Here is a 14,298-nt window from a genome sequence, read left to right on the forward strand (position 1 = left end):
CATTCGCCCAATCCTCAAATTTTGCTAACTCAAACAGCTTCTAAGAAGTAACCGCAATGTGCAAATCAGCCCTGAGCCTCTAACTGCTCCAGTAAACAGGGCGACAGGGACAGGCTGCACGGACTCAGGCTCCATTTTCGGGCTGGCGAAGCAAAGGCTTCGCCCTACACTTATGGATTTGTTACTTGGTCGGTGAAGAGGATGGCATTCGATAACTTCTCGCGGATGAAGAATAGGAAAGGACGGTTCACGGCTACGACCGGCGGCAACGACGTGTTGATGATGCCCACCGACGTGACGGCGGCCGCCTCGGAGCCTTCCTCGTTCACTTCCAGAAAGGCCTTGTGCTGGACCTCGCTGATGGCCAGGTCGGCGGGTCCACTGGCCAGCATCCGGCTAAAGTTGGCCTGGCTTGAGAAGGCCACGCCCATGCCCAGCTGCGTGAGGGCCTCGCGGAGCTTCTTATCGTAGTCGAGCTTGAATTTGGGCAGGCGCAGCTCCAGGCCGGTGGTGTCGGCCGCGGCCAGCCAGGTGCCGAGCTGGGTACGGCTGAGGCGGCCGGCAACGCTGGCGAGGGTACTCTGGCCCTGGGGCACTACCAGCGTCATGCTAAACTGGCGGTTGCTGTAGGGCAGGTTGATTAAGGGCCCGGAAGGCAAAGTCGTTGGGTCTGGCCACCGTGCTTTTTTCGGCGCCACTGAGTGGGCGCGGGGGCTTGCCAACGGGCTCCGGCGCCTCTTCGGCTGATTTTTGGCACGAGGCCAGCAACAAGGTGCTGGCCGCAAGGCTCAGCAGAACATTTTTAAAGATAAGCTGCGACATCAGAAGGAAGATAAAAGGGAGTGGGTAAAAACTGAAGCCTCACCCGAGGCTTCTCTGCGCCTGACCAGCGAGCCCCCGCCGGGGTTGCATGCGCCATTCCCAGACTCCCCAACTATCTTTCGCACCCACTCCTACCGCCTCCACATGAACCTGCAAGCACATTACGACACCCTCCGCGAAGATGCTCTCCGCCAGCTCGCCCAGGGAGAAGCCGACCTTGACCTGTTGATTGATTCGAGTGAGGATAACCGCCGGGGCATTACCCTGCTCACCCGGCCCCCGGCGCCCATCACGGCTATTATCAAGGCAATCACTGCTGATTTTCAGAGCGCCGACCCCACTCAGTATTATTACCCCGCTACCGATATCCACCTAACCATCTTGTCCATTATATCCTGCTACAGCGGGTTTACCCTGGACATGATTGCCCCAAGTGCTTACCAGGAAGTCGTGCGGGCTATTGTGGAGCACGTCCGTCCATTCACTATTACCTATTCGGGCCTGACGGCTTCGCCGAGCGGTATTATGGTGCAGGGCGTGCCGGAAGACGACAGCCTGGAAAATCTGCGAGAGCAGACGCGAAAATTTTTCCGGCAATCGGGCCTTCAGCATTCCATCGACCAGCGCTACACTATTCAAACGGCTCATTCCACGGTGATACGCTTCAAAAATCCGATTCAGGACCCGCATATTCTCGTCGAGATTATCAGAAAGTACCAGCAGTTTTTTATCGGCTCATTCGAAGTCAATACCGTCGAATTGGTGTACAACGACTGGTACCAGCGGGCGCGCAACACGGTGCTGCTGGAAGAGTATTCGCTAGGCCGCTAGCCGCGCGGGCGTCTTCCGGCTGTACTTGTCGCGGTACGCTACCGGCGAGACGCCCGTAATCCGCTTAAACAGCGTCCGAAACGCCTTGGTATCGGAATAGCCCACCGAGTACATCACCTCGTTCACGTTCTCCTGCGACGACTCCAGGCTCATTTTAGCGGCTTCAATCTTCACCCGTTGCACGTATTCGGCTACCGTGTTGCTGGTGGCTTTCTTGAAGCGGCGCTCAAAATTTCGGCGGCTCAGGCAGCATAGCGCCGCCAGCTCGTCCACGGCAAGCCTGGCCGCAAAGTTTTTCTCGATGAATTCCTGGGCCTTCTTGATGGGCTCATCCTCGTGGTCTTTCTGGCCCTGAAAAATGACGAAGGGTGACTGGCTGCGACGCCCAATGTCAATCTGAAACACCTTGGCGCAGCACACGGCCATGTCGCGGCTCACGTACTTTTCGATGAGATAGAGCACCAGGTTCAGATAGGAATAGGCTCCGCCGCTCGAATACAGGCCCTGCTCGTCGGTAATCACTTGCTCGGCCACGAGGTGCACGGCCGGAAACATGGCGGCAAACTGCTGGGCACCCAACCAGTGCGTGGCACACTGCCGGCCATCAACGAGGCCCGTGGCCGCTAGGATGAACGCGCCCAGGCATAGGCTGGCCACTTCGGCCCCAGCGGCGTGCTGCGCCAGTATCCAAGGAATAAAAGCTTCATTCAGCTCCACGGCCTCGCGCAAGTCGCCGTGCGGCGCCGGGATGATGATGAGGTCGGTACGAAAGTCCTCGTCAAGGGTGCGGTCGGCGTGCAGCGTAAACAAGCCGCGGTTGAAGGTTCTGTGCTTAGTCAGGCTCACCAGTTCAATTCTGAAGGCGGGCTCCTGTCCCCTATCACGCAGAAAGTCATTTACCTGGCTCAGCACCTTGTGCGGGCCTTCGATGCTACCGACCACCGCGTCGCCGGCCGGCACCAGAATAGAAATGTGCTTCATAGACCAAATGTAGGCAAAACCCTGCCGCATTCAGCCCCCTAAATGGACGTAATTCCCCCTATCGCCCCCTCTCATTTGCTAATACCTTTGCTAAACCAATTAGGCAATACTAAACCTCTAATCACTCATTTTTCATCCCAATTCCAACCATGAAACCACGCACCACCGCCCGCCTGTACTGGACCCTGACTATTCTCTTCTGCCTCATGATGCTGGCCAATGGCGTCACCAGCCTGATGTTAGAAAAAACGGGCCAGGAAGTCCTGCGCCAACTCGGCTACCCCATGTACATTATGACCATCACGGGCGTCGCCAAAATTCTGGGCGCCCTGGCTCTGCTCCAAAACAAGTACCGCACTTTGAAAGAGTGGGCCTTCGCCGGCTTCACCATCGACTTCATCGGGGCGGCGGCTTCCATCGCATTTTCCGGCATGGGTGCCGCTGCCACCCTGCCGGCTCTGGTGATGCAGGCAGTACTCTTCGGGCTCTATTTCCTCTGGAAACGCTACCTCGCCACCGCCAAGCCCACGCCCGAAACTGTAGAAGCTTCAAGGATGCGCGTAGCCGCCGCGGCATAATTGAACGACTGTAGAGACGCGACCCTTCGCGTCTCGGCGTTGAACGATAGCACTTAAACCCTTCCATTCCAACCAATCTAAAGCCGTTCTGGCGCGGACGCCGAGACGCGAAGGGCCGCGTCTCTACATCTCCTACCTACAAACTCTTTATCAACCATGGCCCAACTCAGCCCCTATCTCTCGTTCCAAGGCACCTGCCGCGACGCTTTCACCTTCTACCAAAGCTGCCTCGGTGGCAAGCTCAATCTCCAAACGTTTGCCGACTCGCCCATGGCCGCCCAAGTACCAGCGGACATGCAGGACCGCATTCTGCATGGCAGCTTGAGCGCCGGTACGCTCACCCTGCTTGGCTCCGACGCCGGCGACCCGCGCACGCCCTTCATCGAAGGCACCAACGTGGGCTTGTGCCTCAACTGCGAAAGCGATGAGGAAATCACAACTCTGTTCCTAGCCCTAGCCGAGGGCGGCACCATTCTCGACCCACTGGCCGATGTGTTCTGGGGCGGCAAGTTCGGAGCCCTCACCGACCGCTTCGGCCTGCGGTGGATTCTTAATTATCAAAAAGCTCCCGCACAATAAATTTTTAAATTTCATGAGCAAAGTAATAGCCGCCGAATACCTCACGCTGGATGGGGTGATGGAGAACCCCGCCTGGACTACTCCTTATTTCAACGATGAAGTGGGCGAATTCCAACACGAGCTGCTTTTTGCCAGCGACGCATTGCTGCTGGGCCGCACCACCTACGAGGGTTTCGCCGCCGCCTGGCCCGGCATGCAGGACGAGCAAGGCTTCGCCGACCGCATGAACACCATGCCCAAATTCGTAGCCTCCCGCACTCTGGAAAAGGCCGACTGGAATGCCCAAATCATTCAGGGCGACGTGGCCGCCGAAGTAGCCCGGCTGAAGCAGGAGCCAGGCCACAACCTACTGATTTACGGTAGTGGCGAACTGGTCGAATACCTGCGTCAGCACCGCCTGATTGATACCTACCGCCTCATGGTGCACCCGCTGGTGCTGGGCAGCGGCAAGCGGCTCTTCCCGGAAGGCAGCACCAACACCGACCTGCAACTGGTATCGAGCCACACAACCAGCACGGGCGTCCTCATTCTCACCTACCAGCTAGCCGACGCCTGAGCCGCCGCTGTCAACCTCAACCCGCCATCCCATGGACTTCAAACTCGAATTAATCCCGGTTCCGGTTGCCGATATTGACCGCGCCAAAACCTTCTACCGCGAACAAGCCGGCTTCCGAGTAGACCACGACGTGCGTCCAAGCGATACGGTTCGGGTGGTGCAGCTGACACCACCCGGCTCCGCCTGCTCCATCTTGCTGGGCGCCGGCCTGCCCGGCATTGTCATGCCGGCCGGCTCGCTGCGGGGTCTGCACCTCGTGGTGGCCGACATCGGCCAAGCCCGCGCCGAGTTAGCCGGTCGTGGCGTGGCTATGGAAGAAATTCAGGACTTGGGCGGCATTAAATACGCTGGCTTCCGCGACCCCGACGGCAACACGTGGACCTTGCAGGAAATCTCGCCGCGCAGCTAGTCATCACTCAACTACAAGCCCGTTTGTCGCGCTGCACTACGGACGAAATCGTAAGACTACCCTCATCTTATCAACTAGTTACATTCATTCAAGCGACGGGCAATGTGAAGTTGAAGGTACTGCCGCTGCCCAGCTCACTTTCTACCCACAGCCGGCCACCTTGCGTGGTAATGAACTCGCGGGCAATGCTCAGCCCCAGGCCGGAGCCACCACGGTAGCCAGCCTTGTCCGGCAGCTGGGCAAAGCGCTGGAAGATGCGCTCGTGGTGCTCGACAGCGATGCCGGGGCCACGGTCCTGCACGCTCACTTGCACGAAGGTGCCAGCTACGGCAGCACGCACGGTGAGCACTTCGGCGCTGGGCGAGTAGCGAATGGCATTAGCCAGCAGGTTGATGAGTACCCAGGTGGTTTTTTCTACGTCGCCGCGTACTTCGGGCAGGTTGGCGGGCAGTTGCAGGTCAAGGCGCAGGTGCTTGTCGTCGAGCTGCGGCTGCACAGTGGCGGTGGCAAAGCCTACCACATCGGCCAGATTGGTGGGGCGCACGTCGAGCTGGATGCCAGCTCCCGCGTCGAGGCGCGACACGTCAAGCAGCTCGCCCACCATGCGCTGCAGGCGTTGGGTTTCCTGGCGGATGTAGCCGGTAATGCGCAGCCGCTCATCGGCGGGCAGGCGCTCATCTTGCAGCAGCTTGGTATTGAGGTTAATGCTGGAAAGCGGCGTTTTGAGTTCGTGGGAGACGGTGGCCAGGAAATTTGACTTCACCTGGTCCAGCTTTTTGAAGTCCGACACGTTGCGCAGCGTCAGAATTTGGCCGACGAATTCCATCTTATCCAAGGCTTCGTTGAAGGACACCAGCTCCTGCACGGCCAGGCGGTAGAAGGCTTCTTCGCCCTGCTGCGCGATGCGCAGCAGCGGGGCATCGGCCACGGCCTGCTCGCGGCCAGCGGCATCTGCTTCCAGCGGACGCAGCATTTCGCGCATCAGGTCGTTTTCCTGGGCCACGGCGGCGGCGGCCTGGCCAAGCAACCGCTCTACCGGCACGCTCAGCAGGGCACACGCCACCGGATTGGCCAGGATAATGCGGCGGTTTTCATCGAGCAGTAGCAGGCCCTCATCGAGCCCACTCACGATGCTGGCGGCGCGGTTGCGCTCGGTAATCAGCTCGGCCAGGGTGGAGCTGCGGTACTCTTGCAGCTGCACCAACATGCGGTTGAAGGCCCGGGCCACGCGCCCAAACTCGTGGGCCCCTTCGGCGGGAATAGTGGCCGTGAAGTTGCTGGCCGTGGCGTACTCCAGGCTCTGGGTGAGTTCGCGCAAGGGCGCTACGGCCGCCTCGGGCACGCTCAGCACAAACATCATCCCCACTAACATACTCAACACCAATACGGTGAACAGGTAGCGTGAGGCCCGAACGACGTTCTGATTGGCACGCTCATTTTTGCGGGTGAGGGCGGCTGTATTTATGGTCATTATGCGGTACGTTTGCCGGCGCAATAGCTCCAACTTGGGCTGGCGACTGGCGGCTGGCTGACCAGCATCGAGCAGATGCTGAAAATCGGCCTGAGTCTGCGTCAGGCTGTCTACTAGCTCCCTCTCCCCCGCCTCCGTGATGTTGCCGGCTTCGCGGGTCAGGCTCCGGCGAAACCGGAGCAAGCCGCTGGGGGCATTGGGCTCTGTTTCCATCTGGTCGAGGGCCTGGAGCATCTGCTGGCCCAGCGCCACGGAGTATAAATTGTCTTTAAGCACGTTGCGCAAGCTGCTTTCGAGGCGCTGCATGGTATAAAAAGCGTAGCCACCAATGCTGAGCAGCAGCAGCAACATGGCCGCGAAGCCGAGGGTGATTTTGGTTTTCAGATTCATCATTCAAGCGGTTAATAGCTGCTGGCGGTCAGCTTATCTGAGGGTAGTTACTGCCCGCTGGTCAGCAAAGCTTTACATACTAATAGCTAACCAGATACACGTCCAACTCCTGTTTGGTGTGGGCAACGACGCGGAGGAGGTCGTTGGTCACGCCGCGCCGCGCAAGCGGGCTCCACAGGCCTTTTTTGCTGGTGATACCGCAAATCAGCAGAGTGGCATTTTTCTCCTGGGCCACCCGCCGAATGGCACCCACAATGTCATCGTCCTTCACGCGCAGAATCTGGGCTCCCAGCTCGGTGGCCAGTTGCAGGTTATTGAGCAGGTGGCGCTGGGTAGCCAGCTCAATGCGGTCGGCGGTTTCGCGGCCGGTCTGAACGTAGAGCACGTACCAGGCAGCGGCTCCAAACCGGTCGGCCAAGCGCGAAGCTTTGCGAATGATTTCCTTGGCGGCCTGGTCGTTGGAATTGATGCAGGCCAGCAGACGGTCGTCGTTGCGGCGGGCGGGCAGCACGGCGGGCGCGCCGCCCGCATCGGATTCTACTTGGTGGCCCAGCAGCTGCGCCACTTCGCGCACCGCCAGCCGGCGCAGTTGCAGCAGGTTTTCAGCCTGAAAGAAATTAGCCAGCGCCGTGGGTACCTTGGCCCGGTCGTAGATTTTTCCCTCCTCCAGCCGGGCGCGCAGCTCGCCCACGGTCAGGTCTACGTTCACCACTTCATCGGCCTGTTTCAGCAGCCGGTCCGGAATGCGCTCAGTCACGTCCGTGCCCGTGATTTTCAGCACTTGGTCGTGTAGGCTCTCCAGGTGCTGCACGTTCACGGCGGTTATCACCGAAATGCCCTGCGCCACGAGAAACTCCACGTCCTGCCAGCGCTTTTCGTGGCGCGAGCCAGGCACATTGGAGTGGGCCAGCTCATCCACAATCACCACCTGCGGCCGGCGCTGGGTAATGCCTTCCAAATCCATTTCTTCCAGCGCCCGACCTTTGTAGAAAATGTGCTTGCGAGGCATCAGGGGCACGTTCTTTAGCTCGGCCACGGTGCCGGGGCGGCCGTGGGTTTCCACGTAGCCGAGCAGCACGTCCACATCGTGCTGATGCAGGTCGTGGGCTTCCTGAAGCATCCGGTAGGTTTTGCCCACCCCAGCGGCTAGGCCCAGATAAATCTTGAGCGTGCCCCGCCGCTTGGCCTGCACAAGGCGCAAAAACCGCTCGGCGGAAGTATCGCGCTGGTCTTGCTCGGACATGGAAAGTGCTACTTGAATGGCCTAAAGACACTTCGCGTCTCTACCTCACTCACCGCTATTTAAAATGAAATGGCAATGCTCGTGGTCATGTTGCCGTAGCTCTTGTTAATAGCGTCATCGCTGCGGGCGAAAATGCCGTTAATGCCATTCAAATACCGGCCCTCTATCCGAAAAACAACGTTGCTGGTCGGTGCGTAATCCATGTTGAGCGAGCCGCCCGCTACTCGGAAATTTGCATCGGTTGTGTTGGGCTTGATGCCTTGAATAATCACGCCCCGCTCTGCGTAGTAGTACTCGCCGCGTAGCGTAGTCGAAAGCTTATCAGTCAGCTTGTATTTGAGGAACGCCGATGCTGTATGCCACGTGTCGTAGTTCGAAGCGGTGGCGCTTTGCTGCTTGCCCACATCAAATATCAAGGCCAGATTCACCCGCTCGGCGGGCGCGTAGGTGATATAGAAATCGTGAAAATACCGGCGGCGCACGGCCTCTGTGGTGGGCTGCTCGTTGCCGTAGAATGTGCTGCTATTGATGAGCAGCTTGTCCGAGGGCTTCCACTGAATCTGGGTGCCGAGAGCTTTGGCCTGGTTGGTTTCGCGGATGTTCTGCCAGCCGTTCAGTACCAGCCCGGTCAGGGTTAGCTTGGGACCTACTTCGTAGGTGAAGCGCGCCCCAGACTCATAGTAGGGAGAATTCTCGGCCATGAGCGAACGGGTCAGCGTCCAGTTGTCTTTCGAAATGGCCGACTCGAACCCAATGTGCGAGCCGAAAATACCCAAATCCAGCCAAGCTTTGGCAAACGGCCGGAACCCGGCGTAAGCCTCGAACACATGCCGCAGAGCCTGGTCTTCGGCCGCGTAGTTGGCGCTGACGTAGGTGCCCGCGTGCAGGCCCAATGCGCCACGCACCTTGCCATCGTCGTAGCGCACACCAATAACGGCTTGGTTGATGGTGAACTCATTCTGGCGGTTGTGCGAGTAGAGGAACGACTGGCGGTTGTTGCCATTATCGTACTTAAAATCGTAGCCGTAATAGCCGTCGACGAAGCCGTAGGTGGTCAGCGGATTTGGGATGGCCTGGGCGGGAGCTACAGCGAGTGGCACGGCCAAGCTCGGGTCGGTGGTGGGCGTGGTTTGGGCCAGGGCGGCACTTGTACTCAGAGCAACGAGAGCAGGTAATAGTAGTTTTTTCATTGAAAAGCAGCAAAAATCAGTTTTTGCCAAAGGGAAGGTAGCAGGCCAAACGCTGGCGAAGGAGCTCGACCGTTGAAAAAATTATTTATTGCTGCCTAAGGCGTCGAGAGCGAGGTTTAGCTTCAGCACATTCACCTGGTCAGGGCCGAGGGTGCCAGCTTCAACCTGCTCCCGCACCAGGGCCCGCACGCGGCCCGCGGCCAGCTTGCGGGCGCGGGCCACGCGGGGTACCTGCACCAGCGCGCCCTGCGGCGAAAGGTGCGGGTCGAGCCCCGAGCCGCTGGCCGTAAGCAGTTCGGCGGGCACGTCAGCGGCTTTCACGCCGGGGTTTTGCACCAGGAAAGTGTCGAGGCGAGCCTTCACCACGGCCAGGTACTCAGGGTTGCTCGGGCCCTTGTTCGAGCCGCTGGAAGCATCGGCGTGGTAGTCGGCGGCCGAGGGCCGGGAGTTGAAATACTCCGGCTTATCGAACTTCTGCCCCACGTTGGCGAAGCCCACCACATGGCCATTGCGGGAAACCTGCACGCCGGCCCCCTGGCCGGGCACGGCCTGCGCCACAGCCCACACCAGGGCCGGATAAAGCACGCAGCATAGCACCATCATGGCAAGCGTGAGGCGGAGAGCGGAAATGAGTTGGGATTTCATTGGGTTGGGGTTTGGTTACTTCAAAACGTCATGCCGAGCGGAGCCGAGGCATCTCGCTCGCATCGTTGCCACGGTTGAGTTACTGCTGCACGCGAGATGCCTCGGCTCTGCTCGGCATGACGGGCGTTTGACGGGCTTTTGGTTGAATCAGCTATAAAAACATGCTCACCAGCAAGTCAATGACCTTGATGCCGATGAAGGGCACTATCACCCCGCCGAGGCCATAAATCAGCAGGTTGCGGCGCAGCAGCGCGGAGGCGCCGATGGGCGTGTAGGCCACGCCGCGCAGGGCCAGCGGCACCAGCGCCGGGATGATGAGGGCGTTGAAAATCACGGCCGAGAGAATGGCCGACTGCGGCGACTTCAGCCCCATGATGTTGAGCGCGCCCAGGCCGGGGATAGCCAACATGAATAGTGCCGGCACGATGGCGAAGTACTTGGCCACATCGTTGGCAATGGAGAAGGTGGTGAGCGTGCCGCGCGTCATGAGCAGCTGCTTACCGATTTCGACTACTTCGATGAGCTTGGTGGGGTCGTTGTCGAGGTCGACCATGTTGCCGGCTTCCTTAGCGGCTTGGGTGCCCGAGTTCATGGCCACGCCCACGTCGGCCTGGGCCAGGGCGGGGGCATCGTTGGTGCCGTCGCCCATCATGGCCACCAGCTTGCCCTGCTGCTGCTCGGTGCGGATGTACTGCATCTTGTCCTCGGGCTTGGCCTCGGCGATGAAGTCGTCCACGCCGGCTTTGTCGGCAATGAATTTGGCGGTGAGCGGATTGTCGCCGGTTACCATTACGGTCTTGATGCCCATGTTGCGCAGGCGCTCAAACCGCTCCTGAATGCCGGGCTTGATGATGTCCTGCAATTCCACCACGCCCAGTACCCGGTCGTTTTCGCTCACCACCAGCGGGGTACCGCCGTTGCTGGCCACGGCCTGCACCCGTTCGGCCACTTCGGTAGCGTAGGGCTGGCCGGCGGCTTCCGACAGCTTGCGGATGGCATCGGCCGCGCCCTTGCGGATGCGGGTACCGTTGGGCAGCGTCACGCCCGAACTGCGGGTTTCGGCGGTGAACTTGATCAGCGCGGCCCCTTCCAAACGGGGTTGCAGCTGCGCGGGGTCCACCTTGTGGTCGCGGGCCAGCGCCACAATGCTTTTGCCTTCGGGCGTTTCATCGGTGAGCGAACTCAGGGTGGCCAACTCCACGAACTGCCCCAGGGCCACGCCGGGCGCGGGCCAGAAGTGCGTGGCCTGGCGGTTGCCGATGGTAATGGTACCGGTCTTATCCAGCAGCAGCACATCAATGTCCCCGGCCGTTTCCACGGCCTTGCCGCTTTTGGTAATCACGTTGGCGCGCAGGGCGCGGTCCATGCCGGCAATGCCGATGGCCGAGAGCAGCCCGCCAATAGTAGTCGGAATCAGGCACACGAACAGCGCAATAAAGGAAGCCACCGCGATGGGCGTTTTCGAGTACTCAGCAAAGGGCTGCAAGGTGACGCACACAATCACAAACACCAGCGTGAAGCCCGCCAGCAGGATGGTGAGGGCAATTTCGTTCGGCGTTTTCTGCCGCGACGCGCCCTCGACCAGCGCAATCATCTTGTCGAGAAACGACTCGCCGGGCGCGGTGGTCACCTGCACCACAATGCGGTCGCTCAGCACCTTGGTACCGCCCGTGACACTGGATTTATCGCCGCCCGCCTCCCGAATCACCGGGGCCGACTCGCCGGTAATGGCCGACTCGTCAATGGTAGCCAAGCCTTCGACAATCTCGCCATCGGTGGGGATAATCTCGCCGGCCTCAACCACGAAAATCTGGCCCTTCTGGAGCTGGGCCGAGCTGACCTGCTGCAGCTGGCCGTTGTCGAGGCGCACGTTGGCGGGCGTGTCCTGGCGGGTTTTGCGGAGCGAGTCGGCCTGGGCCTTGCCCCGCGCCTCGGCGATGGCCTCGGCGAAATTGGCGAAGAGCAGGGTCAGAAACAGTACCGCGAACACCGTGAAGTTGTAGCCGAAGCTGCCCTGCGCCGCATCCGGCCGGAAGAGCAGGCCCAGCGTCACGAACAGCATCACCACGGTACCAATTTCCACGGTGAACATCACCGGGTTGCGAAACATCGTGCGCGGGTCGAGCTTCACGAAGGCCTGCTTAGTGGCCTCAGCAATGAGCGCGGGTTGAAATAAGGATTGGGATTTGGAAGCCATGTTAGAAGAAAATCAGAAGGCGAGCCGGCCCGAGGAACTCAAGAGCAGGCAAAAGCAGTGCATGAGCAGGCACAAGTGCCATAGGTATGCCCCAAAGTGGGGTGGGTAGTAGCCAAAGTGCCAGTCGTAAGCCCGAAAGTGTTAGTCGTAAGCCCGAAAGTGTTAGTCGTAAGCCTGGAAGTGCCAGTCGTAAGCCCGGAAGTGTTAGTCGTAAGCTCGGAAGTGCCAGTCGTATGTTCAGAAGTGCCAGTCGTAAGCTCGGAAGTGTCAGTCGTAAGCTAAAAAGCGGCTGTTGAGCAGCTCAAAATGGCTGCCGGTTCGGGCTCAGAAGCTTTTTGAGTGCGTCAGCCCGCTGTAGAGACGCGACCCATCGCGTCTCCCCGTTGAACGATGAAGGAACGACACCCACGCGGCGCGGACGCCGAGACACGATGGGTCGCGTCTCTACAGGGGGCTGGTGCGGCTTTCATTAACTCAGACAGCTTCTTTTCTTAGTACAGCGTGAAATGCTCGGCCAGCGGCCCCAGCGCCAGCGCGGGGAAGAAGGCCAGTGCCGCGATAATCCAAATCACAAAGAAGACCATCACGCCAAACGTGGCGGTATCGACGCGCAGCGTGCCGGCGCTTTCGGGAATGTATTTCTTGCGCGCTAGCAGGCCGGCAATGGCCACCGGCCCGATGATGGGCAGGTAGCGGGCCAGCAGCAGCACCACCCCGGTGCTGATGTTCCACCACGGCGTGTTATCGCCCAGGCCCTCGAAGCCCGAGCCGTTGTTGGCGGCCGACGAGGTGAACTCATACAGCATCTCCGAGAAACCGTGGTAGCTGGGGTTGGCCAGCCAGCCGGCGTACTCGGTGGGGTTGCTGGCGTAGAGGTGGGCCGACAGCGCCGTGCCCGTGAGGATGAGCAGCGGGTGCAGCAGGGCAATGACAATGGCAATTTTCATCTCGCGGGCCTCAATCTTCTTGCCCAGGAATTCCGGGGTTCTCCCCACCATCAGGCCTGAGATAAACACGGCCACGATGATGAACACGAAGAAGTTAAGAAAGCCCACTCCCACCCCGCCGTAGAAGGCGTTGGTCATCATGCCCAGCAGTGTGTTCATGCCCGACAGGGGCGTGAGGGAGTCGTGCATGGCATTCACCGAGCCGTTGCTGGTGACGGTGGTGGTAATGGCCCACAGCGCCGAAGCCGGGGCCCCGAGGCGGATTTCCTTGCCTTCCATCGAGCCCAGGCTTTGGTCGACACCCAGGTGGCCGATGGCGGGGTTGCCGTGCATTTCGAGCGCCACGGTGGGCACTTGCAGCAGCAGGTAGCCGGCCGTCATCACCCCAAATACCATCCAGCCCAGCTTGGGCCGGCCCAGGTAGTAGCCGAAGGCCAGCGCCATGGCAATAGGAATCAGGATAATGGCTCCATTCTCCACGGCATTGGTGAGGTAGGTAGGATTCTCGAGCGGGTGGGCCGAGTTGACGCCGAAGAATCCACCGCCATTGGTCCCAATCTGCTTGATACCAATCAGGGCTGCGGCCGGGCCCCGGCTCACGCTCACCGAGTCGCCTTGCACCGTCACGATGGGCGCTTTGGCCGCCCAGTTCATCGGCGTGCCCTGGAACACCAGCACCAGCGCCACGGCCAGTGACAGCGGCAGTAAGATGCGGGTAATACTCTTAACGAAGTAGTTATAGAAGTTACCCAGCTTCTCGGTGGTGCCTTCGCGCAGGGCGTTGAATACGACCACGCAGGCGGCCAAGCCGGTCGCAGCCGTCACGAATTGTAAGAACATCAGGCAGAACACCTGCGAGAAGTACGTCACGCCCGATTCGCCGGAGTAGTGCTGCAAGTTGCAGTTCACCAAGAAGGAAATGGCCGTGTTAAACGCCTGGTCGGGCGTCATGGAGGGGTTATGGTCGGGATTGAGCGGCAGGCTACCCTGCGTGCAGAGCACGAACATAGCCCAGATAAACCACACCAGATTGATGGTGAGCAGCGCCACCAGGTGCTGCTGCCAGGTCATACCCCGGTTGGCATCGATGCCGCCAATGCGGAACAGCAGCCGCTCAAACGGCGCCAGGAAATCGGTCCAGCTCGTGTCGCCCCGGTACACGGTGGCCAGGTAGCGGCCCAGCGGAATGGCCAGCAGCACCGTGCTGCCGAAAATGAGCAGGATACCGAGAATTTCTTTGTTCATGGGTGTGCGGGGTAATTAAATCTTCTGTCATGCTGAGCGCAGCCGCAGCATGACGTTGTTTTTAAATCAGAACTTTTCCGGTTTGAGCATCACGTAGCACAAATAGCCGAAGGTGGCAATGGCAAGCAGCAGCAGGGCGAACATCATGGCAGTGGGAGCGAAAGCGGAGTAAAATCAGATGCGGTCGAAGAAGTCAATGGCGCGGAAAAACAGC

15 protein-coding genes are annotated in these 14,298 nt (G+C 59.8%); 5 read left to right on the forward strand and 10 right to left on the reverse strand.

Annotated features, from left to right (window positions below):
* Positions 1 to 170: 170 nt before the first annotated feature.
* Both WX88_RS19325 and WX88_RS19330 read right to left on the reverse strand, forming a co-directional pair.
* Positions 171 to 659, reverse strand: a complete 489-nt coding sequence (locus WX88_RS19325; protein ID WP_072053052.1) for a serpin family protein — start codon at positions 657 to 659, stop codon at positions 171 to 173.
* Positions 610 to 822, reverse strand: a complete 213-nt coding sequence (locus WX88_RS19330) for a hypothetical protein (protein WP_046246061.1) — start codon at positions 820 to 822, stop codon at positions 610 to 612. Before WX88_RS19330 ends, WX88_RS19325 begins: the two co-directional genes overlap by 50 nt.
* Before the next feature lie 144 nt (positions 823 to 966).
* Here WX88_RS19330 and WX88_RS19335 point away from each other — a divergent pair, with 144 nt between their 5' ends.
* On the forward strand, positions 967 to 1,653 hold the full coding sequence (locus WX88_RS19335; RefSeq protein ID WP_046246062.1) for a 2'-5' RNA ligase family protein: 687 nt from the start codon (positions 967 to 969) through the stop codon (positions 1,651 to 1,653).
* Here the strand turns inward: WX88_RS19335 and WX88_RS19340 are convergent.
* Positions 1,642 to 2,634 (reverse strand): GlxA family transcriptional regulator, encoded by a 993-nt coding sequence (locus WX88_RS19340; RefSeq protein ID WP_046246121.1) that lies wholly within the window; start codon positions 2,632 to 2,634, stop codon positions 1,642 to 1,644. The two genes, WX88_RS19335 and WX88_RS19340, sit on opposite strands and share 12 nt — an antisense overlap.
* Before the next feature lie 149 nt (positions 2,635 to 2,783).
* On the opposite strand from WX88_RS19340, the gene WX88_RS19345 reads away from it, so the two are divergent.
* The 4 genes from WX88_RS19345 (at position 2,784) to WX88_RS19360 (ending at position 4,756) form a co-directional block, all read left to right on the forward strand.
* Positions 2,784 to 3,212 carry a DoxX family protein gene (locus WX88_RS19345; protein WP_072053053.1) on the forward strand — a complete coding sequence of 143 codons (429 nt, stop codon included), beginning with the start codon at positions 2,784 to 2,786 and terminating at the stop codon, positions 3,210 to 3,212.
* 156 nt (positions 3,213 to 3,368) lie between these two features.
* Positions 3,369 to 3,791 (forward strand): VOC family protein, encoded by a 423-nt coding sequence (locus tag WX88_RS19350; RefSeq protein WP_046246064.1) that lies wholly within the window; start codon positions 3,369 to 3,371, stop codon positions 3,789 to 3,791.
* 13 nt (positions 3,792 to 3,804) lie between these two features.
* Complete coding sequence (locus WX88_RS19355) at positions 3,805 to 4,347, forward strand: dihydrofolate reductase family protein (RefSeq protein ID WP_046246065.1); 543 nt, start codon at positions 3,805 to 3,807, stop codon at positions 4,345 to 4,347.
* Positions 4,348 to 4,378: 31 nt separating this feature from the next.
* Positions 4,379 to 4,756, forward strand: coding sequence for a VOC family protein (locus WX88_RS19360; RefSeq protein ID WP_046246066.1), 378 nt, complete (start codon positions 4,379 to 4,381; stop codon positions 4,754 to 4,756).
* 88 nt (positions 4,757 to 4,844) lie between these two features.
* Here the strand turns inward: WX88_RS19360 and WX88_RS19365 are convergent, their stop codons facing one another.
* The 7 genes from WX88_RS19365 to kdpF all read right to left on the reverse strand — a co-directional run bounded on the left by WX88_RS19365 (position 4,845) and on the right by kdpF (position 14,231).
* Positions 4,845 to 6,617, reverse strand: a complete 1,773-nt coding sequence (locus WX88_RS19365) for an ATP-binding protein (protein WP_046246067.1) — start codon at positions 6,615 to 6,617, stop codon at positions 4,845 to 4,847.
* A 79-nt stretch (positions 6,618 to 6,696) separates the two neighbouring features.
* Entirely contained in the window at positions 6,697 to 7,860 is a 1,164-nt protein-coding gene (locus tag WX88_RS19370; protein ID WP_046246068.1) for a hypothetical protein, read from the reverse strand.
* A 59-nt stretch (positions 7,861 to 7,919) separates the two neighbouring features.
* On the reverse strand, positions 7,920 to 9,050 hold the full coding sequence (locus WX88_RS19375; RefSeq protein WP_052732867.1) for a porin: 1,131 nt from the start codon (positions 9,048 to 9,050) through the stop codon (positions 7,920 to 7,922).
* 81 nt (positions 9,051 to 9,131) lie between these two features.
* Positions 9,132 to 9,695, reverse strand: coding sequence for a potassium-transporting ATPase subunit KdpC (kdpC, locus tag WX88_RS19380; RefSeq protein WP_046246069.1), 564 nt, complete (start codon positions 9,693 to 9,695; stop codon positions 9,132 to 9,134).
* Between the two features lie 151 nt (positions 9,696 to 9,846).
* Entirely contained in the window at positions 9,847 to 11,892 is a 2,046-nt protein-coding gene (gene kdpB / locus WX88_RS19385) for a potassium-transporting ATPase subunit KdpB (RefSeq protein WP_046246070.1), read from the reverse strand.
* Between the two features lie 491 nt (positions 11,893 to 12,383).
* The gene (gene kdpA, locus WX88_RS19390) at positions 12,384 to 14,084 is read right to left on the reverse strand and encodes a potassium-transporting ATPase subunit KdpA (protein ID WP_046246071.1); all 1,701 of its coding nucleotides are present in this window, start codon (positions 14,082 to 14,084) and stop codon (positions 12,384 to 12,386) included.
* A gap of 66 nt (positions 14,085 to 14,150) precedes the next feature.
* Positions 14,151 to 14,231 carry a K(+)-transporting ATPase subunit F gene (gene kdpF / locus WX88_RS32145; RefSeq protein ID WP_072053054.1) on the reverse strand — a complete coding sequence of 27 codons (81 nt, stop codon included), beginning with the start codon at positions 14,229 to 14,231 and terminating at the stop codon, positions 14,151 to 14,153.
* Positions 14,232 to 14,298 lie beyond the last annotated feature (67 nt).

The organism is Hymenobacter terrenus (assembly GCF_000972495.1).
GTDB lineage: Bacteria > Bacteroidota > Bacteroidia > Cytophagales > Hymenobacteraceae > Hymenobacter > Hymenobacter terrenus.

Bases quoted from the DNA above. Each gene is read 5' to 3' on its own strand.
- kdpC (WP_046246069.1), bottom strand. From the start codon at position 9,695: ATGAAATCCCAACTCATTTCCGCTCTCCGCCTCACGCTTGCCATGATG.
- WX88_RS19355 (WP_046246065.1), top strand. From the start codon at position 3,805: ATGAGCAAAGTAATAGCCGCCGAATACCTCACGCTGGATGGGGTGATG.
- WX88_RS19350 (WP_046246064.1), top strand. From the start codon at position 3,369: ATGGCCCAACTCAGCCCCTATCTCTCGTTCCAAGGCACCTGCCGCGAC.
- WX88_RS19330 (WP_046246061.1), bottom strand. From the start codon at position 822: ATGTCGCAGCTTATCTTTAAAAATGTTCTGCTGAGCCTTGCGGCCAGC.
- WX88_RS19345 (WP_072053053.1), top strand. From the start codon at position 2,784: ATGAAACCACGCACCACCGCCCGCCTGTACTGGACCCTGACTATTCTC.
- WX88_RS19335 (WP_046246062.1), top strand. From the start codon at position 967: ATGAACCTGCAAGCACATTACGACACCCTCCGCGAAGATGCTCTCCGC.
- kdpF (WP_072053054.1), bottom strand. From the start codon at position 14,231: ATGATGTTCGCCCTGCTGCTGCTTGCCATTGCCACCTTCGGCTATTTG.
- WX88_RS19340 (WP_046246121.1), bottom strand. From the start codon at position 2,634: ATGAAGCACATTTCTATTCTGGTGCCGGCCGGCGACGCGGTGGTCGGT.
- WX88_RS19370 (WP_046246068.1), bottom strand. From the start codon at position 7,860: ATGTCCGAGCAAGACCAGCGCGATACTTCCGCCGAGCGGTTTTTGCGC.
- kdpB (WP_046246070.1), bottom strand. From the start codon at position 11,892: ATGGCTTCCAAATCCCAATCCTTATTTCAACCCGCGCTCATTGCTGAG.
- WX88_RS19375 (WP_052732867.1), bottom strand. From the start codon at position 9,050: ATGAAAAAACTACTATTACCTGCTCTCGTTGCTCTGAGTACAAGTGCC.
- WX88_RS19365 (WP_046246067.1), bottom strand. From the start codon at position 6,617: ATGAATCTGAAAACCAAAATCACCCTCGGCTTCGCGGCCATGTTGCTG.
- WX88_RS19360 (WP_046246066.1), top strand. From the start codon at position 4,379: ATGGACTTCAAACTCGAATTAATCCCGGTTCCGGTTGCCGATATTGAC.
- kdpA (WP_046246071.1), bottom strand. From the start codon at position 14,084: ATGAACAAAGAAATTCTCGGTATCCTGCTCATTTTCGGCAGCACGGTG.